The 24,117-nt window shown below is 66.6% G+C and carries 26 protein-coding genes, 1 tRNA gene and 1 pseudogene; 11 read left to right on the top strand and 17 right to left on the bottom strand.

The genetic code is table 11. The features are described 5' to 3' along the window. Positions 1-451: 451 nt before the first annotated feature. The 5 genes from ACIBK2_RS27525 to ACIBK2_RS27505 form a co-directional block, all read right to left on the bottom strand. On the bottom strand, positions 452-2,482 hold the full coding sequence (locus ACIBK2_RS27525; RefSeq protein ID WP_396971139.1) for a DUF2339 domain-containing protein: 2,031 nt from the start codon (positions 2,480-2,482) through the stop codon (positions 452-454). Between the two features lie 113 nt (positions 2,483-2,595). Next, the gene (locus ACIBK2_RS27520; protein ID WP_396971137.1) at positions 2,596-3,045 is read right to left on the bottom strand and encodes a type II toxin-antitoxin system VapC family toxin; all 450 of its coding nucleotides are present in this window, start codon (positions 3,043-3,045) and stop codon (positions 2,596-2,598) included. Beyond that, complete coding sequence (locus ACIBK2_RS27515; protein WP_396971135.1) at positions 3,035-3,304, bottom strand: type II toxin-antitoxin system Phd/YefM family antitoxin; 270 nt, start codon at positions 3,302-3,304, stop codon at positions 3,035-3,037. Before ACIBK2_RS27515 ends, ACIBK2_RS27520 begins: the two co-directional genes overlap by 11 nt. A 281-nt stretch (positions 3,305-3,585) precedes the next feature. Next, the gene (locus tag ACIBK2_RS27510; protein ID WP_396971133.1) at positions 3,586-4,044 is read right to left on the bottom strand and encodes a hypothetical protein; all 459 of its coding nucleotides are present in this window, start codon (positions 4,042-4,044) and stop codon (positions 3,586-3,588) included. A 4-nt stretch (positions 4,045-4,048) separates the two neighbouring features. Continuing rightward, a complete protein-coding gene (locus tag ACIBK2_RS27505; protein ID WP_396971132.1) occupies positions 4,049-4,252 on the bottom strand; it encodes a hypothetical protein in 204 nt (67 codons plus the stop codon). A gap of 158 nt (positions 4,253-4,410) precedes the next feature. Here ACIBK2_RS27505 and ACIBK2_RS27500 point away from each other — a divergent pair, with 158 nt between their 5' ends. Continuing rightward, positions 4,411-5,601: a helix-turn-helix domain-containing protein gene (locus ACIBK2_RS27500; protein ID WP_396971130.1), complete on the top strand. Its 1,191-nt coding sequence runs from the start codon at positions 4,411-4,413 to the stop codon at positions 5,599-5,601. 9 nt (positions 5,602-5,610) lie between these two features. Here ACIBK2_RS27500 and ACIBK2_RS27495 read toward each other — a convergent pair whose 3' ends face one another. From ACIBK2_RS27495 to ACIBK2_RS27480, 4 genes are all read right to left on the bottom strand, one after another. Beyond that, complete coding sequence (locus tag ACIBK2_RS27495) at positions 5,611-6,267, bottom strand: DUF1707 domain-containing protein (RefSeq protein ID WP_396971510.1); 657 nt, start codon at positions 6,265-6,267, stop codon at positions 5,611-5,613. A gap of 125 nt (positions 6,268-6,392) precedes the next feature. Then, complete coding sequence (locus tag ACIBK2_RS27490; RefSeq protein ID WP_357385843.1) at positions 6,393-7,028, bottom strand: response regulator transcription factor; 636 nt, start codon at positions 7,026-7,028, stop codon at positions 6,393-6,395. 66 nt (positions 7,029-7,094) lie between these two features. After that, positions 7,095-8,267, bottom strand: a complete 1,173-nt coding sequence (gene macS / locus ACIBK2_RS27485; RefSeq protein ID WP_396971128.1) for a MacS family sensor histidine kinase — start codon at positions 8,265-8,267, stop codon at positions 7,095-7,097. Between the two features lie 24 nt (positions 8,268-8,291). Further along, positions 8,292-9,536, bottom strand: coding sequence for an AI-2E family transporter (locus ACIBK2_RS27480; RefSeq protein ID WP_396971127.1), 1,245 nt, complete (start codon positions 9,534-9,536; stop codon positions 8,292-8,294). Between the two features lie 159 nt (positions 9,537-9,695). On the opposite strand from ACIBK2_RS27480, the gene ACIBK2_RS27475 reads away from it, so the two are divergent. From ACIBK2_RS27475 to ACIBK2_RS27465, 3 genes are all read left to right on the top strand, one after another. Beyond that, a complete protein-coding gene (locus tag ACIBK2_RS27475) occupies positions 9,696-11,207 on the top strand; it encodes an adenylate/guanylate cyclase domain-containing protein (protein WP_396971509.1) in 1,512 nt (503 codons plus the stop codon). A 126-nt stretch (positions 11,208-11,333) separates the two neighbouring features. After that, entirely contained in the window at positions 11,334-12,377 is a 1,044-nt protein-coding gene (locus tag ACIBK2_RS27470; RefSeq protein ID WP_396971126.1) for a YbhN family protein, read from the top strand. A gap of 218 nt (positions 12,378-12,595) precedes the next feature. Further along, positions 12,596-12,976, top strand: coding sequence for a DUF3054 domain-containing protein (locus ACIBK2_RS27465; protein ID WP_396971124.1), 381 nt, complete (start codon positions 12,596-12,598; stop codon positions 12,974-12,976). Between the two features lie 3 nt (positions 12,977-12,979). Here the strand turns inward: ACIBK2_RS27465 and ACIBK2_RS27460 are convergent, their stop codons facing one another. Then, a complete protein-coding gene (locus ACIBK2_RS27460) occupies positions 12,980-14,659 on the bottom strand; it encodes an NTF2-like N-terminal transpeptidase domain-containing protein (protein WP_396971122.1) in 1,680 nt (559 codons plus the stop codon). 397 nt (positions 14,660-15,056) lie between these two features. Between ACIBK2_RS27460 and ACIBK2_RS27455 the strand changes: the two genes are divergently transcribed. Together ACIBK2_RS27455 and aroQ are read left to right on the top strand one after the other, a co-directional pair. Beyond that, entirely contained in the window at positions 15,057-15,668 is a 612-nt protein-coding gene (locus ACIBK2_RS27455) for a hypothetical protein (RefSeq protein ID WP_396971120.1), read from the top strand. 69 nt (positions 15,669-15,737) lie between these two features. Continuing rightward, positions 15,738-16,178, top strand: a complete 441-nt coding sequence (aroQ, locus tag ACIBK2_RS27450; protein WP_396971118.1) for a type II 3-dehydroquinate dehydratase — start codon at positions 15,738-15,740, stop codon at positions 16,176-16,178. A gap of 17 nt (positions 16,179-16,195) precedes the next feature. Here aroQ and ACIBK2_RS27445 read toward each other — a convergent pair whose 3' ends face one another. After that, complete coding sequence (locus ACIBK2_RS27445; protein WP_396971116.1) at positions 16,196-16,642, bottom strand: nitroreductase family deazaflavin-dependent oxidoreductase; 447 nt, start codon at positions 16,640-16,642, stop codon at positions 16,196-16,198. 212 nt (positions 16,643-16,854) lie between these two features. On the opposite strand from ACIBK2_RS27445, the gene ACIBK2_RS27440 reads away from it, so the two are divergent. After that, the gene (locus ACIBK2_RS27440) at positions 16,855-17,982 is read left to right on the top strand and encodes a glycerate kinase (RefSeq protein WP_396971114.1); all 1,128 of its coding nucleotides are present in this window, start codon (positions 16,855-16,857) and stop codon (positions 17,980-17,982) included. Here the strand turns inward: ACIBK2_RS27440 and ACIBK2_RS27435 are convergent. Continuing rightward, entirely contained in the window at positions 17,979-18,329 is a 351-nt protein-coding gene (locus tag ACIBK2_RS27435) for a winged helix-turn-helix transcriptional regulator (protein WP_396971112.1), read from the bottom strand. The two genes, ACIBK2_RS27440 and ACIBK2_RS27435, sit on opposite strands and share 4 nt — an antisense overlap. Before the next feature lie 143 nt (positions 18,330-18,472). Here ACIBK2_RS27435 and ACIBK2_RS27430 point away from each other — a divergent pair, with 143 nt between their 5' ends. Beyond that, entirely contained in the window at positions 18,473-19,354 is an 882-nt protein-coding gene (locus ACIBK2_RS27430) for an NAD(P)-dependent oxidoreductase (RefSeq protein ID WP_396971110.1), read from the top strand. 11 nt (positions 19,355-19,365) lie between these two features. On the opposite strand, the gene ACIBK2_RS27425 is transcribed toward ACIBK2_RS27430, so the two are convergent. The 4 genes and pseudogenes from ACIBK2_RS27425 to ACIBK2_RS27410 form a co-directional block, all read right to left on the bottom strand. Further along, entirely contained in the window at positions 19,366-19,608 is a 243-nt protein-coding gene (locus tag ACIBK2_RS27425; RefSeq protein WP_396971106.1) for a helix-turn-helix transcriptional regulator, read from the bottom strand. Beyond that, a complete protein-coding gene (locus tag ACIBK2_RS27420; protein WP_396971105.1) occupies positions 19,601-20,449 on the bottom strand; it encodes an ABC transporter permease in 849 nt (282 codons plus the stop codon). Before ACIBK2_RS27420 ends, ACIBK2_RS27425 begins: the two co-directional genes overlap by 8 nt. 33 nt (positions 20,450-20,482) lie before the next feature. Then, positions 20,483-20,560: transfer RNA gene (locus ACIBK2_RS27415), tRNA-OTHER, on the bottom strand. Positions 20,561-20,829: 269 nt separating this feature from the next. Beyond that, positions 20,830-21,330, bottom strand: a pseudogene (locus tag ACIBK2_RS27410) (ABC transporter ATP-binding protein); the annotation flags it as partial. Between the two features lie 205 nt (positions 21,331-21,535). Here ACIBK2_RS27410 and ACIBK2_RS27405 point away from each other — a divergent pair. From ACIBK2_RS27405 to ACIBK2_RS27395, 3 genes are all read left to right on the top strand, one after another. Then, positions 21,536-22,333: an ArsR/SmtB family transcription factor gene (locus ACIBK2_RS27405; RefSeq protein WP_396971103.1), complete on the top strand. Its 798-nt coding sequence runs from the start codon at positions 21,536-21,538 to the stop codon at positions 22,331-22,333. A gap of 148 nt (positions 22,334-22,481) precedes the next feature. Further along, positions 22,482-22,964, top strand: a complete 483-nt coding sequence (locus tag ACIBK2_RS27400; RefSeq protein WP_379283970.1) for a peptidylprolyl isomerase — start codon at positions 22,482-22,484, stop codon at positions 22,962-22,964. Between the two features lie 47 nt (positions 22,965-23,011). Beyond that, entirely contained in the window at positions 23,012-23,368 is a 357-nt protein-coding gene (locus ACIBK2_RS27395) for an MmcQ/YjbR family DNA-binding protein (protein WP_396971101.1), read from the top strand. An 11-nt stretch (positions 23,369-23,379) separates the two neighbouring features. On the opposite strand, the gene ACIBK2_RS27390 is transcribed toward ACIBK2_RS27395, so the two are convergent. After that, the gene (locus ACIBK2_RS27390) at positions 23,380-24,072 is read right to left on the bottom strand and encodes a nitroreductase family protein (RefSeq protein ID WP_396971100.1); all 693 of its coding nucleotides are present in this window, start codon (positions 24,070-24,072) and stop codon (positions 23,380-23,382) included. Positions 24,073-24,117 lie beyond the last annotated feature (45 nt).

Here is a 24,117-nt window from a genome sequence, read left to right as displayed (position 1 = left end):
GGGCGCGACAGCAGGACCGTCAGCGTCAACTAAAACTGCTGCGTCGCCAGCATCGCGGCGAGTAGGCCAGCACGCTGACAATGTGCGGATTCTTTTGGACAACAACAGATCTTGTTGTCCGCCGCAGTCGATCGCGCTATTCTGCGTTGGTACAGAACCTCAGGTTCTGTACCAACGGGGAGTACTGATATCGGGGAGTATCAAATGATCACGAAATTTGTTGTTGCCGGACTGATGTCGAGCACGCTGATCGCCGGAGTCGGGTTGGGCGTTGCTGCGGCGAGCCCCAGCAACCCTCGGGGAAATACTCAAGCAACGTGCTCGAGCCTGCGAGATTGGGCCATCCAGGCAGGCGGCCATCCGGGAGATTGCTACTGGGACACGGGTAAGGACAGCTGGGAAGTCGCAAACTTCGACCGCCCCTAGGTAATTCACAATCCAGCTGAGAGCGTCAGTGAGTCGGCGCCTCGCTGGATTCCCGCGAGTTCGCACCCGCTTCGGCGAACGCTCGTGCGTACCTGGTGCCGACGAGGAGGAGCAGGACGCCCACGGCGAGGAAGGCGGCTACGCGGACCAGGCCGTCGAGGGTGGCGAGGTCGAAGAGGAAGAGTTTGGCCAAAGCTGCTGCGGTGACCAGTAAGCCGGAGCCGAGGGCGAGTTTGGCTACTGCGGTGGCTTTGCCGATGTTGCGGAGTCCGTAGAACAGGGCGGTGGTAGCGCCTGCCATCCACAGGATGGTTGCGGCGCTGTGGCCGATGACGAAGCCGTCGTCCGCGCCGGTGGCGATGCCGATCGAGACTGTCGCTGCGGTTACCGCGTACAGGCCGGCGATGCTTGCGACGATCCACTGCAGTTCAGCGGTGTTCTGCATGCTCGGCAGTTGGCGTGCGCTCCACACCGCTACGGCGACGACGGCGAGGGCGAGCACCGCGCCGAACACCGTCGAGACGCTCAGGCTGTCTGTCGAACGCTGTTGGGAAGCAAGGACATCCGGTCCGGCGACGTTCAGGAAGGCGAGGGCGCCGAGTGTCGCGAAGGCCGCGCCGAGGCCCGCTGCGACGCCGGAGCGTCGTTGGCCTGCCACGCCGAGGAAGCCCAAGGCCACCAGGAACCATGCGGTCGGCAGGGTTCGCGGATCGGTCACCGAGACACAGACTTCGAGCAGCGCGATGGAACCGGCGACGGCGGCGACCACTGCGGTGTGACTCGGAATCTTTGCTACCGCAGCAAATTTCGGCACGAGCGTGGTTCCAGCGACCGAAAGCAACACCACAGCGAAGATCCCCGCGATCGTTGCCGCGATGGGTCGATCGACTTCATACAGCCCCGGCGCGGCCAGCATCGGCGCGGTTGCCAGCGCAAGCATCAGCGAGGCGGTGAGATCGTTGGGCCTGCGGCGGACCACCAGAACGGTCCCGACCAGCCCCACCGCTGCTACCGCCACTGCGGCGAGCAACAGCAGCGGACGTTCGCGGTCCGAAGGTCCACTCAGAATCGCCCCGGCGATGAGCTGGAACGTGGCCAGCACCGCGGGCAACGTCCGCACCACATGCAGATACGGCCAATCCCGCACCAATTGCACTGGCACACAAGCCAACTGCAACACGATCAGGAACGCGAGCAACACCAGTTCCGTCGTCAGCACCGGCGACAACACCGCCGCGCCGACCACAACCAACACCGCCAACGGCTGCGACTGCCACCGCATCGCCAGCGCGACACCGATAGCCGCGACACCGAACGCCACCGCAAACCCGATCACCGGATGCAACCAATGGTAAATCGAAGTCACCGCAACAACATCGAGGTATGCCCCCGCAATACCAGTGGCCGCCAACGCGATCCCGCCGACCCGGCCACCGACCCGCCCGAACACCCGCATCCCGGCCGCCACCAGCCCCGCCGAGAACACCGCGCCCGCAACAACCCTCGGCACCGGCCCGAATAACCCCGCCTGCGCGGCCAGCACCAACAGCATCACCACACCGATCAACGTGACAGCCACCCCCGCCACCGCGAGCACCCGACTGATCACCCCGTCCCGCTGCCACCACGGCGTATGTGGAACCGGCGGCCCCAGCCGCGGCGGAGGCGGCGGCCGCATCCCCGGTGGCAGCATCGGCGCACCCATCGGCGGCACCGCCCCACCCGGCGCCCCTGCAGCCCACCCGGGCACCGCCGGAGCAAACCGCGGAACATACGTCGGTGCCGGGGGCACAGCCGAACTCGGCGGAACCATGCCGGGGACAACCTGCTGCCCCACCCATGGCACCTGCGCCGACTGACCCGGCACCGGCGCTACCGGAGTCGGCGCCCCCTCGGCCGGAGCAACCGCCGAAACCCCCTGCACCCCAACCGAACCCCCCACAACCTGAGTCCGCAGCAATTCCAGATCCCGCCCAAGCACCCCCATCTGCGCCCCCAACGCAGAGAACTCCCCCGAAATGCGCGAAATCAACACCGGATCGATAGATGTGGTCATAACCCCATGCTGTCCGCCCACCCACCGACCAGCATGAGTAATTACCCCCTGTAGACCACCGATATCTACCCGACTTCAGCCGGGACGCTCTCGCGGCCAGACAAATTGCTGGCCTATCCCAACGGTCGCGCTACTGGAACGACCTGCAGCAACTTCTCCAAACCTCGGTAGGCATCGGGGTTGGTCGTGAACAACGGCAAGTCTTCGACAACCGCAGTAGAAGCGATCATCAAGTCCGCGAGGCGCCTTCGAGGCTTTCGGCCGATCGCGACGACTGCCGCCGATACCCGTCCGTACGCACGCGCAGCCTCTACATCGAACGGGATCGGATCGAATTCACTTTCAGCCCGTTGTAGGACATCGAGCCGCCGGGCCCGTTCCTCGTGCTCGTCATAGTCGCCCTGCTCCTCGTTGCGACGCACCTCATGCGGCCCTGACGACAACTCAGCCAGCGTGATGGCACTGATGGCCATGCTCGCAGGAAGCAGCGCGGGATCGATGTGTCGACGCAGGATCAGGATGTTGGTATCGAGCAGCCCGAATTCGGGAATCTCATCGGTCATACGGACTACTCGCTTCGGTGTCGACCGCAGCCTCCTGGTCAGCCCTGAACGCTTCGAGATCGATGTCCGGAGCATTCCGTGACATCGCCGCGAAATCTTCTCGGCTGACGAACCTTCGCTTGCGACGCAACGGGATCAACTCGCCGATCCGGTGGCCGTCTCGTGTGACCGTGAATGACCGTCCATGCTCGACGGCATCCATGATCTCCTTGGACTTGTTTCGCAGATCCCGCTGCGTAATCTCAGGTTGAAGAGACATACCTTCAGGCTATATCGCGCATAGCACCTTGTGCTACTGGGTGACACCATGGCTATCGGAGGCCAGATGACCTGCACCGTTCTTGGCATCGATGCTGACCTGGTCGAGCAAGCGGCCAACGTTTTAGGAACGTCGGCCAACACCACGACCGTCAACGCGGCGTTGGCTGATGTTGTGCACCGCCGACGCCGCGAGCAGTTCGCCGACTGGGTGAAGGCGGGCGGGCTTGCCGACCGACCCCCACCCCGGTGCGGCGGGTGGGGGTCGGTCTCGACGGGTGGTCAGGGGGTGGTGGTTTGGAGGGTGGTTGCTTGGTGGATGGCGTTGATTACGGCTTGGCGTGGGGGCATGCGGAGGGCGCCGGGGGCTGGTTCGCCTGCCCAGTGCCAGCCGAGGGTGGAGTCGGTGGTGGGGAGGAGGATGTGGTGGCCGCCGGGGACGATGGTGACGTGGTGGCCGGCCAGGGTGCGGCGGACGGGGATCTCGACGGGGTGGGCCGGGGTGGGTGGGGTGACCAGGAAGGTCCAGTTGCGTTCGCCGGGGTCGGCGATCACGGGGGCGGTGTGCGTGCGGTCGAGGGTGGCGAGGACTTTGCGGCCCAGGTCGGGCGGCATCACGATGGCGCCGAGGATGGAGCCGGTGGTGACCATCGGGCGGCCGGCCAGCAGTTGGACCGGGAGGCCGTACAGGTCGCGGAGCAGGTGGGCGATATCGAGGGGGGTATGACAGCGCTCGAACATGGATTTACCCTTCGGCGAGAACAGCGGACCGGATCGCGGAGGTCGTCGTTCGGCGGAGCGGGCCGTGCTGTTCGCGCACGCGCTGCAGGTGGCGTGCGGTGACGCCACGGTAGGTCGGTAATGCCGTGCGGGAGAGCCGGGCGATGCGATGGTTCGCGGGTCCCAGCGCGCGATCGGCACGCTTGCCCTGCACAGAGGTGTTCGGCATGGTGTTCATTTGCCGCCGCCCTTTGCTATCAAAGTTGCAGAAAGGCAACGGTATTCCATCCAGCAGTGAACGAGTCGTACGTAATGTCCCACTTTGGTCGAGTTCGGTGATTTAGCGTCGTACCCTGAAACTTAGATGTAACAAAAGGAATTGGGTACATGGACGATTCGTCGATCGGCGTTCGCATCCGAATGTTCCGCGGCAAGGCGCTCACCCAGCGCCAGCTCGCGGATCAGGCCGGTGTCAGTGTCGACCTGGTGCGCAAACTCGAGCAGGGCGGCCGCCAGACCGCCTCGATCGCCAGCCTGCAGAAGCTGGCCCGCGCACTGGATGTGGACATCGCCGACCTCATCGGTAAACGCGCGGGCGTGCCGTCCAGCGATCCCGATTCGGGCATCGTCGCCATCCGCCGCGCGCTGACCCCGGTCGACGACCTGCTCGGCGAGACCAACGAGGAGGCGGCGATCAGCCTCGGCGACGGCCGCCGCGCCGTCGACTACGCGTGGGGCGCGTACTGGGTCGGCCGCTACGAACTGCTCACCTCGATCCTGCCGTCGGGGCTCACCCAGCTGCGGGCCACCGTCCACGCCGCGCGCAACGGCTCGGTCGCGCCGGCGAATGAGCTGCTGGCCCGGATGTATTGGGTCACCGGCTGCACGCTGGTGCACCTCGGCCAGACCGATCCGGCGTTCCTGGCGATCCGGCAGGCGCTCGCGGCGGCCGAGGACGGCAACGACCCGCTGCTGCTCGGCACCATCCGCGGCTCGGTCGCCTGGCAGTTGCTGGTGCAGGGCCGCTATGACGAATCGCGCCGGGTCGCGTTGCGCGCGGCCGCGAGCCTGGAACCGAGCGGCGAGGTGACCCCCGGGCACCTGTCCGCATACGGTTCGCTGGTCTTGCTGAGCGCGACCGCCGCGGGCCGGGCGCAGGCGATACCCGACGCGTTGTCGCTGGTCGAGGCCGCGGGCGAGGTCGCACTGCGCCTGGGCAGCGACCGCAGGGACTACGAAACCTATTTCGGCCCTTCTCAAGTCGTCATGCAGACGGTCGACGTCAACGTGTCCTCCGAGCGCTATCCCGAGGCGTTGGCCGCCGCCAAGGCGATGCCGGCCAACGGCGGCCTGCCGCAGGCCTCCCGCGCGCGCCATCTCACCGATACCGCGGTCGCGCTGACTCGCACCGGCCAGCATCAGCGCGCACTCGACACGCTGCTCACCGCCGAACGAGTGGGTGGCGCCGACTGGCTCAAATACCAGTCGCTGCCGCGCCACATCGTTTCCGAACTGCTCGATCACGACCGCCGAGTCCCGTTGCGCGCCTTCGCCCGCCGGATCGGCGTCAACACCTGACCCGAACGGTCAGTGGCCCATCATGCGACGCCAGTGCGTCATGAAGGTGTGCTTGGCGGTGATGGAGCTGAACCGGACGCGACCGCGCACGACCAAGTGCAATGGTCCGAACGGCGGTCCGGTGCGGACCTTGTTGTTCACGCTGGAGCCGATCAGGTCGACGTCGTTGAGGTCGACGGTCGCCTCCGCGGGCAGGATCAGCGTGAGTGAGCTGCAGTAGTCATCGACGGTCAACTCGACCACCTGGGTCGACATGATCGCCTCGGTGAAATCCAGGGTCACCCCCGAAAGCCAGCTGTTGAGCTGCAGCGACGGCGCGACATGCCATGGCCCGCGCCTGTTCACCCCCGACAGGCGGGAGCGGATCACGCCGCCGGGCACGTTGGGCACGCCGAGCGGGGACGGTGCCGGCCGGTGCTGCTTCACGAACGAGGGGGCGGTGTTCACGAAGGTCGACGGCCGCGCGGCGGGCTGACCGACCAGGCGGACGCCTGGCAGATCGATCAGCACGGCATTCAGCTCGCCGCGGGTCTTCGCGGCCAGCGCGGTGTCCATCCGCTCGGTGAACTCCCCGAGTGAGAGCATGCCGAGCCCGACGGCGCGCTGCAGCAGCTGGCCGACGTGCTCGCGTTCGACGTCGGACACGCGTAGATCCCGGTCGCCTATCGCGTCTCCGGAGCCGACGCCACTGGATTCCGATTCGGGTCCGCCCATGATTCGAGATTACCGATTCGAGAGCCGAGATGTATCAGGGCGATCCCGGATAACGGTGTACGACTTTCGGTCAGCTCTTACTCGTCGAGGCCCTGCTCGATCGCATAGCGGGTGAGCTCGACCCGGTTGGCCAGTTGCAGCTTGCGCAGGGTCGCCTGGACGTGATTTTCCACGGTTCGATGACTCAGCCCGAGCCGGGACGCGATCTGCTTGGCGGACAATCCCTTTGCCACCATCCGCAGTACCTCGGTCTCCCGATCGGTCAGTGCCGGACGATGTGGCTCATCGGGTTCGGCCGGTGTGGTGGCCATCCGCCGGTATTCGCCGAGGACCAGGCCCGCCAGGCCGGGGGTGAAGACCGGCTGTCCGGCCGCGGTCGCGTGCACCGCCTCGATCAGCTCCGCGACCGACGCGCTCTTCACCAGGTAACCCGAGGCGCCCGCCTTGATCGCGTCGAGCACATCGTCGCGTTCGGCCGACGCCGAGAGCACCAGCACCCGGCTGTCCGGCGAGACGCGCAGCACCTCCGCGGTGGCCTGGGCGCCGTTCCCGTCGGGCAGCTGCATGTCCATCAGCACCACGGCGGGCCGCACCGCCGCCGCCCGCCTGGTCGCCGCGCCGACCCCGTCCGCGGTGGCGGCGACGTGGAAGCCCGCCTCGGTGAGGTCGCGCGAGACACCGTCGCGCCACATCGGGTGGTCGTCTACCACCATCACCGAAATACCTTCGGCCGCAACATTATCGGTCACGCCACACCTCCTGGGTCGATCGCAACGGTCTCATGCTCGCGGCACCCGGAATTCCCACTCGGTGCCGAAGCCGACCCCACCCTCCGTGTCCGTGAGCAGCTCAGCGGTCCCGCCGAGCGCCTCGATCCGGCCGACGATGGACCGGGAAACCCCGAGCCGCCCTTCGGCTTCCGCTTCGGCCAGTCGACCGGGTGGGATGCCGACTCCATCGTCGCGCACGCTGATCACCAGCTCATCCCCGGTGTCCTCCAGCAGCACATAGGCTTTCGCGTCGGGTCCGGCGTGCAGTCCGACATTGGACAGCGCCGTCGCCACGGCCGCCGCGATTTCCGCGCCCGCCCAGCGTCCGATCGGCACCGGGTTACCCGGCGTCGACACGAACACCGACGGCGTCGCGTGCACGGTCAGCAGCGGACGCAGATCGACCTCGGCCCCACCGGAATCGTCGCGAACGGCGCTCTCGGTGATCAGCACCCGCAGCGCCACTTCCTGTTCCGCCGCGCGCCGCGCCAATTCCTCAGTAGGCCCGCCGATCTCGGTGCCGCGCCGTTTGATGTAGCTGAGCACCTGCAGCACGCCGTCGTGCACCTCACGCGAAAGCCGTTCCCGCTCTTCGGTGGCCGCGGTGAGCCGGACCGCGCGTTCGAGCTGGTCCTGCGCGCGGCGCGCGGTGTTCGCCGCCAAACCCAGCGCCAGGCCGACGGAAACGAGCACCGGCACGGTCGCATCGGTCCACACGTCCTGCCCCCACTGGTCCCGCACGGTCAACGCGACGGCCGCGATCAACGCGCCGGACAGCACCCCGGCGACCGGCCCGCGCAGGATCGCCGCACCGATCACCGCATTGGTGGCCCACAGCGTCGTCGGCAGCGTCTGATGTCCGTGGTACCAGTCGTAGTCGGCGACCAGCCTGGTCGCCGCCATCAGCGCGATCACCACCACGTGGTCACCGAACACCACCCAGACGCGCACCCGTCGCACATCGGGAAACTGCCACTGCGACAACATGATCGCCGACGCACCGGACCACACCGCCATCAGAGCGATGAGCACCCAGCTCAACCGCTGATTCTGGTAGTAGGGCGCCGACGCGACCTGCTGCAGCACCGCGTACAGCAGAGTCACCAGCCGCAACGCCTGCGCGGCCCGCCACAGCGGCGTAGTCGCCACATCGGCCGAGCGCGGCTCAGCCCCGCGCGCCATCAAGCCCCGCCTCCCCTATCGGGCTCAGCCTTTCGGCGCGCCATCATCGGATTCCGGCTCGGCGACCCGGGTTTCGCGAGCGTCTTCCTTCGCCAATGTGGCCGTCACGTCGAACCGACCTGGCTCCGGATCGTCCGGCTCGACCTCCCCGGTCTGTAGTTCCTCGAACAACTCCTCCGGACTTTCCGCGAGCAGCGACCGAATAGCGGTATTCATCACCGCGACGAACGGCACCGCGAGCAGACCACCCGCGATCCCGCCGAGCACCACGCCCGCGGTGATCGCCAGCACCACCGCCAGCGGATGGATGCTCACCGCCCGCCCGAGCAGCAGCGGTTGCAGCACATGCCCTTCCAGCTGCATCACCGCGATGATGATGCCGAGCACGATCAGCGACGTGATCAGCCCCTTGGTCACCAGCGCGATGAACACCGCGACGAACCCCGCGACGAACGCGCCGATGATCGGGATGAACGCGCCGATGAACACCAGCGAGGCCAGCGGAAGTGCCAGCGGCACACCGAGAATGCCGAGGCCGGTGCCGATGCCGATGGCATCCACCGCCGCGACGGCCACGGTGGCGCGGACGAACCCGACCAGCGTGCCGAACCCGAGTTGTCCGGCGGTGCGGACCTTCTCGCGCTGCTCGGTCGGCACGATCCGGGTGACGAAGCGCCAGATCTGATCGCCGCCGTACAGGAAGAAGATGAGGATGAACAGGGTCAGGAAGGTGCCGGTGAGCAACTCGGCGATCACCGTCGCGGTGGTCAGCGCACCGCTGGTGAGCCGGTCCTGATTGGACTGGATCGTCTTGATGATCTGGTCGCCCACATTGCGGATCTGATCGTTGCTCAGATGCGGCGGACCGGTGATCAGCCAATCCTGGATCTTGTGAATGCTGTTGGTGAATTCGTCGGACAGCTGCGGCACGCCCGCGATGAACTGCTCGACGACGAAGGTCATCACCCCCGCGACCAGTCCGAGCGATCCGACCAAGGCGACGAACACGCCGACCGAGCGGGGCACCCCGACCCGCTGTAGCCAGTCGACCAGTGGCGCGAGCAGCGCGGCCGCGAGCAGCGCGATGGCCAGCGGGATGACCACCGTCGCCAGCTTCTGCACGATCGCGGCCAGCGCGAGCACCACCGCGAACATGATCAGCAGGCGCCAGCCCCACTCCGCCGACACCCGCACGATCGGGTGCACGGAGTCGGCGGCAGGCCGCGTCAGGGAGGCTTTCCGCTTCGAGCTCGGCTTCGGGTCCGTCACCTGGCCGAGCATAACGAGCAAAGCAGACAGTTGTCCGTCCTCAGCCTGCGCCGAGCCGGGCGAATGCCAGGGGGCGCGACAGCGCCGCGGCGAGGCGCGCGCGATCGAAACGCTAGATTGTTGGTTGTGTCAGCGCCCCTGGAAGCGGTCAAACAGACCATGCGAACGCGCTGGCCGCTGTACCTGACCTCGATGCTGCTGGCCAACGCCTTCGGCGCGGTGCTGGTCTGGGCCTTCATCCAGTACGGGCTGCCGGTGCCCGAGGGCGCGCACGACGGCGCGCGCAGCACCGGCCTGCTCATCCCCGCGCTGGTCTTCCTGACCGGCGGCCTGCTCAGCATGGCCGCGTCGGCGCTGATGCTGCGCCCGGTGATGCGCTGGCAGATGCGCGGCGGACCACCGAGCCGCCAAGAGCAGATGGCCGCGCTGCACGCCCCGCTGCGGCAGGCCATCCTGCATCTGGCGCTCTGGCTGATCGGCGGCGCGATCCTGGCGTTGCTGATCATCACCGACGAACCCAAGCTGGCGGGCGCGGTCATCGTCACGTTGTGTATGGCCGCCACCATCGTGTTCGGCTTCACCTACATGCTCGGCGAACGCATCCTGCGTCCGGTCGCGGCGGCGGCGTTGACCGCTGGCACGTTCGACCACACGCTGACCCCCGGTGTCGGCACCCGGATGGCAATGACCTGGGGCATGGGCACTTTCGCCCCCACCATCGCGATCGTGCTGCTGTGTATCACCCAGATCTCCTCGGACGTGAAGTTCTCCGCCCAATCGCTGGCCATCTCCATCCTGTTGCTCTGCGGCGTGGTGATCCTGCAGGCGCTGGCGCTGTCCATGCTCACCGGCTCCAGCATCTCCGACCCGGTGCGCCAGCTCAGCCAGGCCATCGACCGGGTGCAGGAGGGCGCGCGCGACGTCCAGGTCGAGGTATTCGACGGCAGCGAGATCGGGCTGCTGCAGGTCGGCTTCAACCGGATGATGGAAGAGGCCGCCAAGCGCCGCCAGCTGCAGGAACTGTTCGGTCAGCACGTGGGCGAGGAGGTCGCGCAGCGCGCCCTCGACTACGGCACCGAGCTCGGCGGTGAAACCCGGTTCGTCGCGGTGCTGTTCGTGGATATGGTCGGTTCCACCGCGACCGCCGCCGAGCGCCCGCCGACCGAGGTGGTGAGCCTGCTCAACGAGTTCTTCCGGATCGTGGTCGACGTGATCGACCGGCACAACGGCTTCGTCAACAAGTTCGTCGGTGATGCCGCGCTGGCCATCTTCGGCGCGCCGCTGGATCGGCCGGACGCGCCGACCGCCGCGCTGGCCGCGGCCCGCGAACTGCGCGAGGTGCTGCGCGAAGTACCCGGTCTCGATATCGGGATCGGCGTCTCGGCCGGTCTGGCCGTCGCCGGAAATATCGGTGCCGCAAACCGTTTCGAATACACGGTGATCGGCGATCCGGTCAACGAGGCTTCCCGGTTGACCGAGCTCGCCAAAGACCAGCCGGGTCGCACCTTGGCCTCCGGCAGCGCGTTGTATTTCGCCGATGAAAGCGAGCAGGACAAGTGGGAAACCGGCGACGAGGTACAGCTGCGCGGACGGCGGCGAAAAACGCTGCTCGCCTATCCGAAGGAGGGCGATCAGCCTACAGACAGCGAAACGGTGCGTTCGTTAGGCTGACCGGGTGACGGCTGATGGGGAACCGGCGGGAGAAGCTGCGCCCTGCGGCATGAGCGTCAGGCCCGAAGGCGGTAGCGGAGCGTGACCACGCAGGGCCAAGGGGATGCCGCAAATCAAACACCGCCCATGTCCGAACGCCGCCGTGGCAAATTCTGGTGGGTCAAATGGGTGCTCGGCGTCGCCCTGCTGGCATTGCTGATCGCCGAAGGTATCTATCTGTGGCCGCGACTACACGAATCGTGGCGCAAACTCAGCGACATTCACTGGGGGTGGGTCGCCGCCTGTATTTGGCTGCAGGCCTTGTCGATGAGCGGATTCGGGCGGGTGCAGAAACAACTGCTCAACGCCGGGGGTGTCGCGGTAAGTCAGCGCAAATCCGTCGCGGTGGTCTACGGCGCCACCGCCATGTCCGTCACGTTGCCTGCGGGCCAGGTGTTTTCCACCGCCTTCACCTATCGGCAGACCCGGCGCTTCGGCGCCAGTCCGATCGTCGCGTCCTGGCAGCTGGTGTTCTCCGGCGTGGTCGCCGCGGCGGGGCTCGCGCTGCTCGGGGTCGGCGGCACGCTGCTGTCCGGCGGGACCATCGGGCCGTTCAAATTGATCCTGTCGCTGGCCGCGGTGGTCGCGGTGGTGTGGGGCGGCAATTACGTCTCGCGCAATCCCGGGTCGCTGGAAGCGCTGCTGCGCAAGACACTCAGCCTGGTCAACCGAGTACGCAAGCGCCCGGCCGACCAGGGCGTCAGCAAGATCGCCGACGTGCTCGCGCAATTGGAGTCGGTGGATCTCGGCAAGCGCGACGGCGCGCTGGTCGCGGTGTGGGCGGTGCTGCACCGCTTCGCCGACGTAGCCTGTCTCGGTGCCGCCTGCTATGCCGTCGGCGCCGACCCGCGGCTGGCCGGGCTGCTGCTCGCGTTCGCCATCGGTAAGGCGGTCGGCTCGATTCCGTTCGCGCCCGGCGGGATCGTCTACGTGGACGCGACGCTCATCTACGGTCTCACCGCGGCCGCCGGGCTGCCCGCCGCGCAGGCGGTCGCCGCCGCATTCGTCTACCGGCTGGTGAGTTTCATCCTGGTCGCGATCGTCGGCTGGATAGTTTTCCTGTTCCTGTTCCGCACCCCGCAGGACGACGACGCCGAGTTCGAGAAAGAATTCTCCCAGCGCCGCTTCTAAATTTTTGGCCGCGTGGCCGCGGCGTGTTCGCGGCCCCTGGGTGTCTCGCGTCCGAGCTGTCGAGACTCGCGCCTGCGGCGCATGCGCTTCGACAGCTCGGACGCGAGACGGGCCGCGAACGGCGCTCGCAAAACTCGCGCGTGGTGGATGCGGATGGACGAACACGCAGCGCGCGGGCAGTTCACATCTCACCCGGCCCACCCAACTACGCTGGCCGGGTGAAGAAACTGGTGCCGTTGTTGGTAGATGCGCTACTGGTGATCCTGTTCTGTGCGATCGGCAGGCGCAGTCACGACGAGGCGGTACTCACCGGACTACTTCGCACGCTATGGCCGTTCGCGATCGGCCTGGCGATCGGCTGGACCGTGGCGGTGGCCGCCGCGAGCCGGATGTTCGGTGACGCGGGGCGCGACACCCGATTCGACGGAACCGCGCTGTGGCCCACCGGAATCCTGGTCTGGCTCGGCACCCTCTGCGGCGGCATGCTGCTGCGCGCGGTCAGTGGTCAGGGCACCGCGTTCAGCTTCATCGTCGTCGCGACGGCGGTGCTCGCACTGTTCCTGCTCGGCTGGCGCGCCGCCATCACCGCGTTGCGATAAGACCTACGTCTCCGGCGCGGCCAGCGACTGCAACATCCGCACCGCCATCCGCGCGGTGGCGTCGCCGCTGTCCACGTCGTTGATGTGGATGGCGAAGGCCAGATCGCCCATGATCGCGATCAGCCAGCCGTCGCGTCCCGCAGTCGCGCTGTAGCCGTTGACGTCTCGGTACCCGCGCAGGCTCGCGAGGTCCGGCGCGTTGGTCGAATCGCGCAGCATGCCGTGCAGCCGGTCGGCGATCTCCGGCGATAGCGGGGCGAGCTGGGCGTCGGTGGTGCTCGGCCGGGCCACCTCGATCATCGGCGGCGGCACCTCGCCGCGGGCGATCGCGGCGGCGGCGATCGCCATCCCGAACGGGCTGGCCAGCACCGCATCCGAACCGCCACCCTGCCTGACCTGCTCGGCACTGCGGCCTGCGACGGCAAGCCGTCCGGTCACCTCGTCGAGGCCGGGCACCTTGAAGTCGATGCCGACGCCGAGCGTGGTCGCGGCCTCGGCCGCCTCCTGCACCGGAATCTCTTGCGGTGCCTTGCCTTTGGCGACGGCCGCGATATTGCGGAACAGCTCGATATTGCCGCCCACCGGATACAGTCCGGTGAAGGCGACCGGCCCGTGCTCGCTGGCCTGGGTGTTCTGCGCGACCGCGACCACCGCGCCGCTGGAGGGCTGGATGGCCACGATCGAGGCGGGCGTCGCCGCGCTGACCACCGCGTCCTCGGCGGCGCGCTGCAGGCGCTGGTCCATGGTGCCCGCGATGTCCGGGCCGGGCGGGCCCTGCACGCCGGCCAGCTGACCGACGAAGCGGCCGTCCTGTTCGAAAATCTGCACACCCCAGCCGGAGTGGTTCGCCTGGCTTTCCTGCTGCACCTTGCTCAGCGCGTCGAGCATGGGCGACCAGACCCGACGGTCGGCGGAGATGAGCCGCGACTGCTTCTCCATGACCACGCCGGGGATCGGCGCCATGTTCTTCTCCAAGATCGCGAAGTCGGGCTCGCGCAGGTTCACCGCGACCACCGGCTTGCCCTGCGAGGTGGCCACCTGCTGCATCAGCGACGGCCCGGTGATCAGCGGCGCGACCGGCTCGATGGCCTTGGCCAGCGCGTTGGTCGAGCCGACCGGGTCGGGCATCTTCGCGGGGTCGAGCTTGATCACGTTGATGGTCTGCTCGGTCATCAGCGGCTGGCCCGCGATGTCGTTGACCCGCGGGGCCGGGGCAGGCTCGGTGCGCACCAGGCGCACGGTGCGATTGTGGTCGAGCTGCGGCATGACGATCGCCGGATCCCAGGAGATGCGCCAGCCGATGGCGAGCTTGCGTACGTTGCCCTGCAGGCTGTAGGTCCAGTTCTTGCCCTCGCCGAAGTTCCAGTCGGCGTCCATGCTGAAGATCGCCGACTCGGAATCGAGGCCGATGTATTGCGTCTTCTTGTAATCGCCCTTGCCCGGTTGCAACCCAGCAAACATTTGCTTCAGCGTTGCCGAAGCCGCCGACGGATACGACGTGAGCTCCGAAGCCTTGACGTAATCCTGCTTGTCCAACAGCTCGGTGAAGCGCTCTACGACAGCCTCGGCCTCGTTCTTACCCTCGTGTACGCCGCACGATCCCATCGCGATCGCGAGCGCCGCCACCCCCGCGAGTGCCATAGCGCCCCGGACGCGAAAGCGGCGGGATCCCCAGACATCCATGTCGCCCACTCTTCACTCTTGTCACTCCAGTAACAAGACCACCGTACCTGAAAAAGACCTGTCTGCGGTGCCTACGCCGCAAGGACGTTACCTATGCTCAGCATCTCAATTGTGCCCGAAATCTCCCGTCTCGGGGGACCGATCATGATCGTTGTCCAGTGCTGCGGCGACAACCGGCGCCGCTACCGTACCGGGGCCCCACGCAAAGTTGTGCGCTTACTGCCTTACTCGGCGTTTCGGATCAATGAGTACCCAGAGCGAGCGTCCACGAACCGCAAATCACCCCCGTTAACCAGCGGCGAACTCTGTTCGCACAGAGCGGAACCATTGGCAGAGATTGCGACGTAATCTTGTAATCACTGTAAGCAAAGCTGAAAAGTAAGTAGGTGAATCCCTCATGAGACACGAACATCGGGGTCGAGGATTCGGACGACCGGGCGGCTGGCAGCAGGCCGACCTTCCGGATCCCGCGGACGCGCCGGACTGGTTCGCGGGCCGGTTGCCCGAGGACTGGTTCGTCGGTTCCCCCGTCATCGAGATCGACCGGGACGAGATCGTCGTCATCGGCGAACTGCCGCTCACCCAGCCCGAGAAGACCCCCGTCGACGCGCCTGCGGAAGGCGACGCGGACGCGCCGACCGAGGAAGTTCCGCAGGCGACCAAGGAGGGCGCGATCTCCCGCTTCCGCGAGGCCACCCGTGGGGCCCGCATGCAGATCGCCGACGAGGCACAGCGTCGTTATGGGCGCAGCGTCGCGTGGGGCGTGTCGGTGGGCGGCGAGCGAGTCATGTTCACCCACCTGGCGGTTCCGGTGATGACCCGGCTGCGGCAGCCCGAACGCAAAGTGCTCGACACTCTTGTCGACTCGGGCGTGGCGCGCTCGCGGGCCGACGCACTGGCTTGGACGGTAAAACTGGCCGGCAAGCACGCGGAATCCTGGCTGGAAGAACTGCGCGGCGCCATGCGCACAGTGGACGACCTGCGCTCAGAAGGACCGCAGGGGCTCTAGCGACGCGCCCGGACGCAGTAGCTTTGCGCCGGGCAGGCCGCTCATTCGATACGGACTAATGTTGCTGGCATGTCCGCACCCGGTCCGATCCTGGTTCTCAACGGCCCGAACCTGAACATGCTCGGCACTCGTCAGCCGGAGGTTTACGGGTCGGCGACGCTCGACGACGTCGTCGAGCTCTGCAGGCAGACCGCGCAACGCCACGGCCGCGAGGTCGTCGCCTTCCAATCCAATTCCGAAGGCGCGCTGATCGACCGGATCCACGCGGCGCGCGGCGTCGAATCGGGCATCGTGATCAATCCCGGCGGGCTCACGCACACCTCGGTGGCCCTGCGGGACGCGCTGGTGATCCCGGAACTCCCCATCGTGGAGGTGCACATCAGCAATGTGCACGCCCGCGAGGAGTTCCGGCATCACTCCTACATCTCCCCGATCGCCACCGCGGTGGTCGCCGGGATGGGCATCCAGGGCTACGCCGCCGCGATCGAATTCCTCGCGCGCTCAACGTAATTACGCAGGCCGCGCGTTCAGTTGATCTGGAAAACCGGGAATCCCGGTGCGATGGCGGCCAATTCGTCGTCGGTCGCGTCCTTGGTGACGCCCTCGAAGAACTTGCCGACCTCCCAGCCCCACTTCTGCAGATAGAGCCGCAGCACCGGGACCTTGTCCGCGTCGGCGAGCTCGGTGGCGGTGAATTCCTCGACCTTGCGGCCGAGCCGCAGCTCGCCGCCGCCTGATGCGCGCAGGTTGCGCACCCACTGGGTGTGTCCGCGCGGGGCGACCAGGAAGCGGGCGCCGTCCTCGCGAAGCAGCAGGTTGACCATCGTGGTGCGCCACTCCCCGCTCTTGCGGCCGCGGACCGCGAGCAGCCGCGAACCCATCACGCTGATACCGAGCCTGGGCAGCCAGTTGAAGATCCGGTTCATGATCGGATCCAGGCCGGCCGGGCCGATGTAGCGGGTGCTGTGGTCCATGATCTTTACTCCTTAGTGAGCACTGCTCTCTGTTGCGATAAGTGTTCCACTTTGGCGAAGGCAAAGTCAAGAGCAGTGCTCTCTTTTCTGTTTGCGCTGCTCACGAGCGACGTCGTCGTCCATCCACAGGTCTCACAGGGGGTGACAAGCCTGTGGATGAAATGGGAACGGCCCGGCGCGCGCTAGCCCGGAACGCACCCGACAATGTGGGGATGACGCGCGAGACCGTTCGCCGGGTAGTGCTCGCCCCGGACAAGTTCAAGGGGTCGCTGACCGCACCGCGGGTAGCGGCGGCCCTTGCCGCGGGCATCGCGCGGGTCGCGCCGCGGGTGCGGATCCGGCAGGTGCCGGTCGCCGATGGCGGCGACGGGACCGTCGACGCGTTCGTGGCGGCCGGGTGGACGCGGGTCGAGTTGACCGCGCCCGGTCCGACGGGCGTGCCCGGCGGCACGTCGTACGCGCGACAGGAGACGACGGCCGTCATCGAATTGGCGACGGTTGTCGGACTGGAGAAACTCCCTGGGGGCCAACCGGATCCACTCGGCGCGAGCACCTTCGGCCTTGGTGTCGTCATCGCGCACGCCCTCGACCACGGTGCCACCGACATCGTCCTCGGACTGGGCGGCAGCGCCTCCACCGACGGCGGAGCGGGCATGGCGCAGGCGCTCGGCGCCCGGATTCTGGACGCCGATGGCAACGAATTACCCAAGGGTGGTACGGCTTTGGCCCACGCCGCACAGCTGGACCGCTCCGCTACGCATCCCGGAATCGCTTCCGCCACTTTCACATTGGCCTGCGATGTCGACAACCCATTACTGGGTCCGACCGGAGCAGTCGCGGTCTACGCACCCCAGAAAGGTGCTGACGCAGGGGATCTCGAAACGCTGGAGTCCGCACTCACCAACTGGGCACAACTCGCGGGACCCGATGTCGCAAGCGAGCCCGGCGCGGGTGCCGCAGGCGGAACCGGTTTCGGCGCACTGGCTTTGCTCGGCGCACAGGTGCGCAGCGGCATCGAGGTAATCCTCGAACTCCTCGACTTCCCCGCCCTACTCGACGGCGCCGACCTAGTCATCACCGGCGAAGGCTCGCTCGATACGCAAAGCCTGCACGGCAAAGCCCCGATCGGCGTCTGCGACACCGCCCGTAAGGCGGGCGTCCCCGTCATCGCCGTCGTCGGCCGCACACTCCTTGCTGCCCAAGAGATTCGAGCGGCGGGCTTCACCGCCTGCTACCCGCTCACCGATCTGGAGCCGGACCCCGCCCGCTCGATCGCCAACGCGAGCCTCCTCCTGGAACAGGTCGGCGCGCGGATAGCCGAACAGCACCTGCGCCGTTAGGTCACCGAGGCGAGCAGGTTTCCGAGGAGGTCGTTGCGGTACTTCTCGCCCCATTCTTCGAGGGGGCGCAAGGCTGCGGCGAGTTCTACGCCGAGTGGGGTGAGGGAGTATTCGACGCGGGGCGGGACCTCGGGGTAGACCTCGCGATGCACGACGCCGCTCGCCTCGAGGTGGCGCAGGTTTTCCGCGAGCACCTTTTCGCTGACGCCGGTGAGCAGCCGGCGGATCTCGCCGAACCGTTGCGGGCGGGCGCTCAGTGCCCACATCAGGTGCAGTTTCCACTTGCCGCCGACGACATCGATCGCCACGGACATGCCACACACGTCGTGATCCGCGTCACCGCTCATGTCCACCGCACTCCTTCTGACCGCATTTCGAACCTCTAGGTAAGCAACCCCACCTGAACGTTCGGTCTTCCCGACCCTACCTGCGACAACGAGTATTGATTCCGGCGCCGACACCATCCGAACGAGAACCGAAGGGACACACAATGTCCGAACAGACCAGCCCCCGCTCCGTCTCCGTCGTCGGACTCGGCCCGATGGGCCAGGCGATGGTCCAGGCATTCCTGGACGCCGGCGTCCAGGTGACCGTGTGGAACCGCAGCAGCGACAAGGTCGACGCGATGGTCGAACTCGGTGCCGCGCGCGCCGCGACCGTCGCCGACGCACTGGACGCCAACGAGGTGACCGTGCTGAGCCTCACCCACTACGCCGCCATGTACGACGTGCTCGGGCAGGCCACCGATCACCTGGCGGGCAAGGTGATCGCCAACCTGTCCTCCGATTCGCCGGACAAGACGCGCAAGGGTGCCGAGTGGGTTCGCTCGCACGGTGCGCAATTCATTTCCGGCGGCGTGATGTCGGCGGGTGACAATATCGTCCATCCCGCGTCGTACATCTTCTACAGCGGACCGCGCGAGGTCTTCGACGCGCACGCCGAACTGCTGCGGCCGCTGAGCCCGCAGGAATACCTCGGCGCGGACGACGGTCTCGCACAGGTCTTCTACCAGGCGCTGCTGACCATCTTCCATCCGTGGCTGCTCGCGTTCGATCAGGCGACCGCGCTGATCGACCGGTCCGGGCACAGCATCGCCCAGTTCGTGCCGTTCGCCGTCCGCTCGGCCGCCGCGTTCCCCTACTTCATGGAGGAGTTCTCGGTCGCCAATCAGAACGGCGGCTGGGCCAGCCTGGCGAGCTTGAAGATGATGGACGCGGGCGCGCAGCACATCATCGATGCCAGCGAGGAGGTCGGCGTGGACGCGACGTTCTCGCACACCGCACAGTCGTTGTGGCGCAAGGCCGTTGCCGCCAGCGAGGCGAAGGGCGAGGCGGTGTCGACCTACGCCCTACTCCGTGGCGAGCAGGTGTAGCTGCTTGCGGTTCAGGCGGTTTCGCTACTCGACCCGAGACGCGGGAAGGGGGCGGTGGCGAAGATGACCTCCACCGCCACCTCGAAGTAGGCCGAAATCCGCAGTGCGAGATGCAGGCTCGGGCTGTACTCACCACGCTCCAAATAACCGACCGTCTGATAGTGCACGCCGAGCGCCTCCGCCAACTCGCGCCGCGAGATGCCGCGCTCGGCGCGCAGCATCGCGATGCGGTTGTAGATGGCCTCACTAGACACGCCGCATCGCCCTCTCGCGCCGGAGCGCAACGCTGGAGCCGGACTCGCGGCGCGCCATCCTGCGCAGCACCGTCGGCGCGAGGAGCAGCCCGATCACGGCCCAGACACCAAGCACCCCAACGGTTTCCAGGTGTCGCCAGGACTGGCCGAGCTCGACGGCCGCCGCCTGGTCGGGCAGCATCGCCGAGCGCATGCCGAGCCCGAGCCAGTACACCGGAAACACCTGGGCGACGCTCTGCAACCAGCCGGGCATCGACGTGATCGGGTAGAAGATGCCCGATACCGCGACCAGTCCCGTGATCGGCAACGTCATGAACGCGAAGTTGCGCGGGTTGGCGAACATCGACCCGAACACGGCCCCGATCGGCAAGGTGGCGAGCAGCCCGAGCACCATCACCCAGCACAGCGTCAGCCATGACCCGGCGTCGTCGAGCGCGAGTCCGTCGACGATGAACGACCCGGCCACCAGGATGATCGCACCGGGAATGAGCACCATGCCGGACACCTGGATGATTTTGCCGATCAGGAAGCCGACCATGCCGTTCGGGGTCGCCTTGGCCCGCAACAGCGTTCCGTCCTCGCGGTCGATGGTGAGCTGCTGCCCCATGCCGACCATTCCGTTGATCGCGACCAGCATGCCGATCACGCTCGGCAAGGCGAGCGAGCCGAGCAGCAGCCCGCTCGACTGGAACGACGCGTGCCGCATGAAGAACAACACGACCAGCACGACCAGTGGCCAGAACAGCAGCCCGAACAGGTCTTGACCATTGGTGAGCAACTGCCGCAGCTCGATCCTGCCGCGTACCCCGCCCTGGCGAACCGCCACCGCGATCGGGTTCATCGCCCCACCTCCTCGATCGTGCGCGGCTCGGACTCGACCTGACCGGATTCGAACCGGCGCACCAGCGTCATATAGGTGTCCTCCAGCGAGGCGCGGCGGACCTCCAGGTCGCCGATCGCGTCGCCGTATTGCTTGAACAGTTCGTAGACGAACTTGGTCGATTCGGCGGTCGCGTGCACGAAACGTTGCCCGTCGTTGGTCCAGCTCACCTCCGCTTCGCCGGCGATCCGGCGCGACAGCTCGTCGGCCGAACCGTCGGCGATGATCCGCCCGCCGGCCAGGATCAGAATCCGGTCGGCGAGCTTCTCGGCCTCGTCGAGGTCGTGCGTGGTGAGCAGGATGGTGGTCTGCTGGTCGTCGGCCAGCCGATGCACAAGATCGTGGAACTCACGCCTGGCCTCCGGATCGAATCCCGCGGTCGGTTCGTCCAGGAACAGCACCTCGGGGCGGCCGACGATGCCGATCGCGACGTCGATCCGGCGGCGCTGGCCGCCGGACAGGTCTCTGATCTTGCTGGACGACTGGTCGGTGAGGCCTACCGCCTTGATGAGTTCGTCTGTGTCCCAAGGTCGTTGGATGCCGTCAGTGCGGTACGGCGCGTAGAACGCACCAAGATAGTCCAGCAGTTCCCTGACCCGCCACTTGCCGTGATCACGCCACGATTGCAGGACGACGCCGATGCGCGCCCGCCACGCCTCGCCGCCGTGCGCCGGATCGATACCGAGCACCTCGACGCGGCCCGCCGACCGCATGCGGAAGCCTTCCAGGATTTCGATGGTGGTGGTCTTGCCCGCACCGTTCGGGCCGAGCAGCACCAGCACTTCGCCGTGCCTCGCTTGGAACGTCACATCGTGCAAGACGTCGGTGCTGCCGTACCGCATCCGCAATTTCTCGACGTCGAGTGCGACGCCCTGCCCCACTGTCATACTGCTCCCCCCGTTGCGGGTTTCTGTCTTTTCGTAGCATATCTACTACATTTCGCCACGACAATGCTTTCTTCAGAATCGAGATCCCTTGACATGCAGCCATTCGGCTGCCTAATCTCCAAACATGCAGCCAAACGGTTGCATAATGCGGAAAGGTGACATGGACGAGGTATTCAAGGCGCTGGCCGATCCCCATCGCCGACGACTGCTCGACAGCCTGAATGCCCGCAACGGGCAGACCTTGCGCGAGCTGTGCGCGGGGCTGGCGATGACGCGGCAGTCGGTCAGCAAACACCTCGCCGTGCTGGAGGCGGCCAACGTGATCACCACCCGCCGCAGCGGCCGCGAAAAACTGCACTACCTCAATGCCGAACCCATCAACGCCATCACCGAACGCTGGATCACCCGCTACGACCGCGGGCGCGTGCACGCACTCGCCGATCTCAAGAAAGCCTTGGAGGCAGCACCGATGAGCGACAACACCTTCGTCTACACGACCTTCATCAAAACCACCCGGGAAAAGCTGTGGCAGGCCCTCACCGAACCGGCCTTCACCAAGCAATACTGGGGTTCGTCCTTCGACACCGACTGGCAGCCCGGCTCCGAAATGGTCTGGCACCAACGGGATTGGACCAGCAAGGACCCGGAGCAGGTGGTGCTGGAAGCGGACCCGTACAACAAGCTCGCCTACACCTGGCACACCTTCGATCCCGCGTTCGCCGAGGCCTTCGACATGAACCCCGACGAAGTCGCCGCTTGGGCCCGTGAGCCGCGCTCCCATGTCTCCTTCGAACTCGAGCAGGCCGGCGACGATGTGGTCAAGCTGACCGTCGTGCACAACAATTTTCCGCCGAACAGCGGTGTGCGGGAAGGGATCAGCAGCGGCTGGCCGGGCATCCTGTCCAACCTCAAGACCTTGCTGGAGACGGGCGAGGTACTGCCGGACCTGGCCGTGTAGTTGCCGAGGCGGGCACCGGTGCGGGGCCGAAACGGTTTCCTCGCGGCCACGCACCGGTAAGCTGCACGGGTCCGTGTCCAGCTCGGTTGGAGCACGCGTCCGTCAGGGCGATTGCGGGACTGAGCCCGTCGCACAAATTGGGGAAATCATGATCAAGGTCCTGCTCCAAACCTCTATGGGTGACATCGAGCTCGAACTCGACGAAGCGAAAGCACCCAAGACCGTGCGAAACTTCCTGACCTACGTCAACAGTGGTCATTACGACGGCACCATCTTCCACCGCGTGATCGACGGCTTCATGATCCAGGGCGGCGGGCTGGACAAGACCATGCGGGAAAAGCCGGCCCCGAACCGGGTCGAGAACGAGGCCAAGAACGGGCTGAAGAACGTCATCTACAGCGTCGCCATGGCCCGCACCTCCGACCCGCATTCGGCGTCGGCCCAATTCTTCATCAACACCAGCGACAACGGGTTCCTCGACTACCCCGGGCAAGACGGTTGGGGCTACGCGGTATTCGGCAAGGTCTCCCGCGGCAACGACGTCGTCGACCAGATCGGGAAGGTCAAGACCGGTGGACAGGACGTGCCGGTCCAGCAGGTTGTGCTCACCTCGGCCACCGTGACCCGCTGACCAGCGGCGCAGGTATATTGCGGACTCTGACTTGTGAGGGGTCCGCGGTGGCAGTGCAGAGTGATGAGTTCTTCCGGGTCGTCGGCGGCCTGGTCGATGTGCAGGGCACGAAGGGTGCGAAGTACACCTCGTACAAGGTGCGCGGGAAGTTGTTCGGCTACTACTGGCCGCGCACCAAGACGGTCGGCTTGAAACAGCTGCTGTCCGAACAGAAGGCGCTGGTCGCCGAGCGACCCGACGTCTTCGAAGAACAGTTCACGGCAGGCGGTTTCGGCTGGGTCGTCGTCCACCTGGCGGGTATCGAGGCGGACGAACTGTCCGAGCTCGTCTTCGAAGCCTGGCGGTTGTCCGCTCCCGAAGACCTGGCCGCCGAGCTGCAGTCACCCCCAACGCCGAAACCGTAAAGTATTGCGCCCTATCGGATTCGAACGAGTACCTGATCCATTGCCTTGCGCACGAGGTCGGGGACGACGGCATCTTCGGCAGGGTAGCCGATAGGGATTACCGCGAAAGCCTTTTCGTTGCGGGGCCGCTGCAGCACCTCGGCGAGGAACTTCATCGGGCTCGGGGTGTGCGTCAGGGCGGCCAGGCCGGCGATGTGCAGCGCGGCAAGCAGCATGCCCACGGCGATGCCTACCGATTCGTCGCCGTAGTAGTGCTTGTAGGTGGTGCCATCCGGGCGCAAGCCGAAGCGCTGCTGGAAGACGACCAAGAGGTAAGGTGCGTCGGTGAGGTGCGGCTTGTGCTCATCGGTGCCGAGCGGCTGCAGGGCGGACAACCACTCCTCGCCGAGCCGCCCGTTGTAGGAGATCCGCTCCTCCGCCTCGGCCGCCTCCCGAATCCTGTTGCGCACGTTGGGATCTTCGACGAGCACGAACGTCCACGGCTGCTGATGCGCACCCGACGGCGCGGTGTTCGCCACCGCGATCGCGTCGAGCACCAACTGCTCCGGCACCGGTTCGGTCGAGAACATCCGCACGGTCCGACGCTCGTCCATCCGCGCGCGAAACGCGGCCGACGCGGCCAGCGCCTCCGCTACGGGAATCCGGTTCGGGTGGTACGCAACTGGCTGATAAGGCTGACCGTGCAGCGGCATCCATGTCGTCATGGATTGCAGTGTGATCCGCACCGACCGGAGCAGGCAACGCCGAGC

Origin of the sequence: Nocardia sp. NPDC050175 (assembly GCF_044459885.1) — a bacterium.
Lineage (GTDB): Bacteria > Actinomycetota > Actinomycetes > Mycobacteriales > Mycobacteriaceae > Nocardia.
This window is presented reverse-complemented; position numbering and strand designations above follow the sequence as displayed.

Bases quoted from the DNA above. Each gene is read 5' to 3' on its own strand.
- ACIBK2_RS27525 (WP_396971139.1), bottom strand. From the start codon at position 2,482: ATGACCACATCTATCGATCCGGTGTTGATTTCGCGCATTTCGGGGGAG.
- ACIBK2_RS27520 (WP_396971137.1), bottom strand. From the start codon at position 3,045: ATGACCGATGAGATTCCCGAATTCGGGCTGCTCGATACCAACATCCTG.
- ACIBK2_RS27515 (WP_396971135.1), bottom strand. From the start codon at position 3,304: ATGTCTCTTCAACCTGAGATTACGCAGCGGGATCTGCGAAACAAGTCC.
- ACIBK2_RS27510 (WP_396971133.1), bottom strand. From the start codon at position 4,044: ATGTTCGAGCGCTGTCATACCCCCCTCGATATCGCCCACCTGCTCCGC.
- ACIBK2_RS27505 (WP_396971132.1), bottom strand. From the start codon at position 4,252: ATGCCGAACACCTCTGTGCAGGGCAAGCGTGCCGATCGCGCGCTGGGA.
- ACIBK2_RS27500 (WP_396971130.1), top strand. From the start codon at position 4,411: ATGGACGATTCGTCGATCGGCGTTCGCATCCGAATGTTCCGCGGCAAG.
- ACIBK2_RS27490 (WP_357385843.1), bottom strand. From the start codon at position 7,028: ATGGTGGTAGACGACCACCCGATGTGGCGCGACGGTGTCTCGCGCGAC.
- macS (WP_396971128.1), bottom strand. From the start codon at position 8,267: ATGGCGCGCGGGGCTGAGCCGCGCTCGGCCGATGTGGCGACTACGCCG.
- ACIBK2_RS27475 (WP_396971509.1), top strand. From the start codon at position 9,696: ATGCGAACGCGCTGGCCGCTGTACCTGACCTCGATGCTGCTGGCCAAC.
- ACIBK2_RS27470 (WP_396971126.1), top strand. From the start codon at position 11,334: ATGTCCGAACGCCGCCGTGGCAAATTCTGGTGGGTCAAATGGGTGCTC.
- ACIBK2_RS27460 (WP_396971122.1), bottom strand. From the start codon at position 14,659: ATGGATGTCTGGGGATCCCGCCGCTTTCGCGTCCGGGGCGCTATGGCA.
- ACIBK2_RS27455 (WP_396971120.1), top strand. From the start codon at position 15,057: ATGAGACACGAACATCGGGGTCGAGGATTCGGACGACCGGGCGGCTGG.
- aroQ (WP_396971118.1), top strand. From the start codon at position 15,738: ATGTCCGCACCCGGTCCGATCCTGGTTCTCAACGGCCCGAACCTGAAC.
- ACIBK2_RS27445 (WP_396971116.1), bottom strand. From the start codon at position 16,642: ATGGACCACAGCACCCGCTACATCGGCCCGGCCGGCCTGGATCCGATC.
- ACIBK2_RS27440 (WP_396971114.1), top strand. From the start codon at position 16,855: ATGACGCGCGAGACCGTTCGCCGGGTAGTGCTCGCCCCGGACAAGTTC.
- ACIBK2_RS27435 (WP_396971112.1), bottom strand. From the start codon at position 18,329: ATGAGCGGTGACGCGGATCACGACGTGTGTGGCATGTCCGTGGCGATC.
- ACIBK2_RS27430 (WP_396971110.1), top strand. From the start codon at position 18,473: ATGTCCGAACAGACCAGCCCCCGCTCCGTCTCCGTCGTCGGACTCGGC.
- ACIBK2_RS27420 (WP_396971105.1), bottom strand. From the start codon at position 20,449: ATGAACCCGATCGCGGTGGCGGTTCGCCAGGGCGGGGTACGCGGCAGG.
- ACIBK2_RS27405 (WP_396971103.1), top strand. From the start codon at position 21,536: ATGGACGAGGTATTCAAGGCGCTGGCCGATCCCCATCGCCGACGACTG.
- ACIBK2_RS27400 (WP_379283970.1), top strand. From the start codon at position 22,482: ATGATCAAGGTCCTGCTCCAAACCTCTATGGGTGACATCGAGCTCGAA.
- ACIBK2_RS27390 (WP_396971100.1), bottom strand. From the start codon at position 24,072: ATGACGACATGGATGCCGCTGCACGGTCAGCCTTATCAGCCAGTTGCG.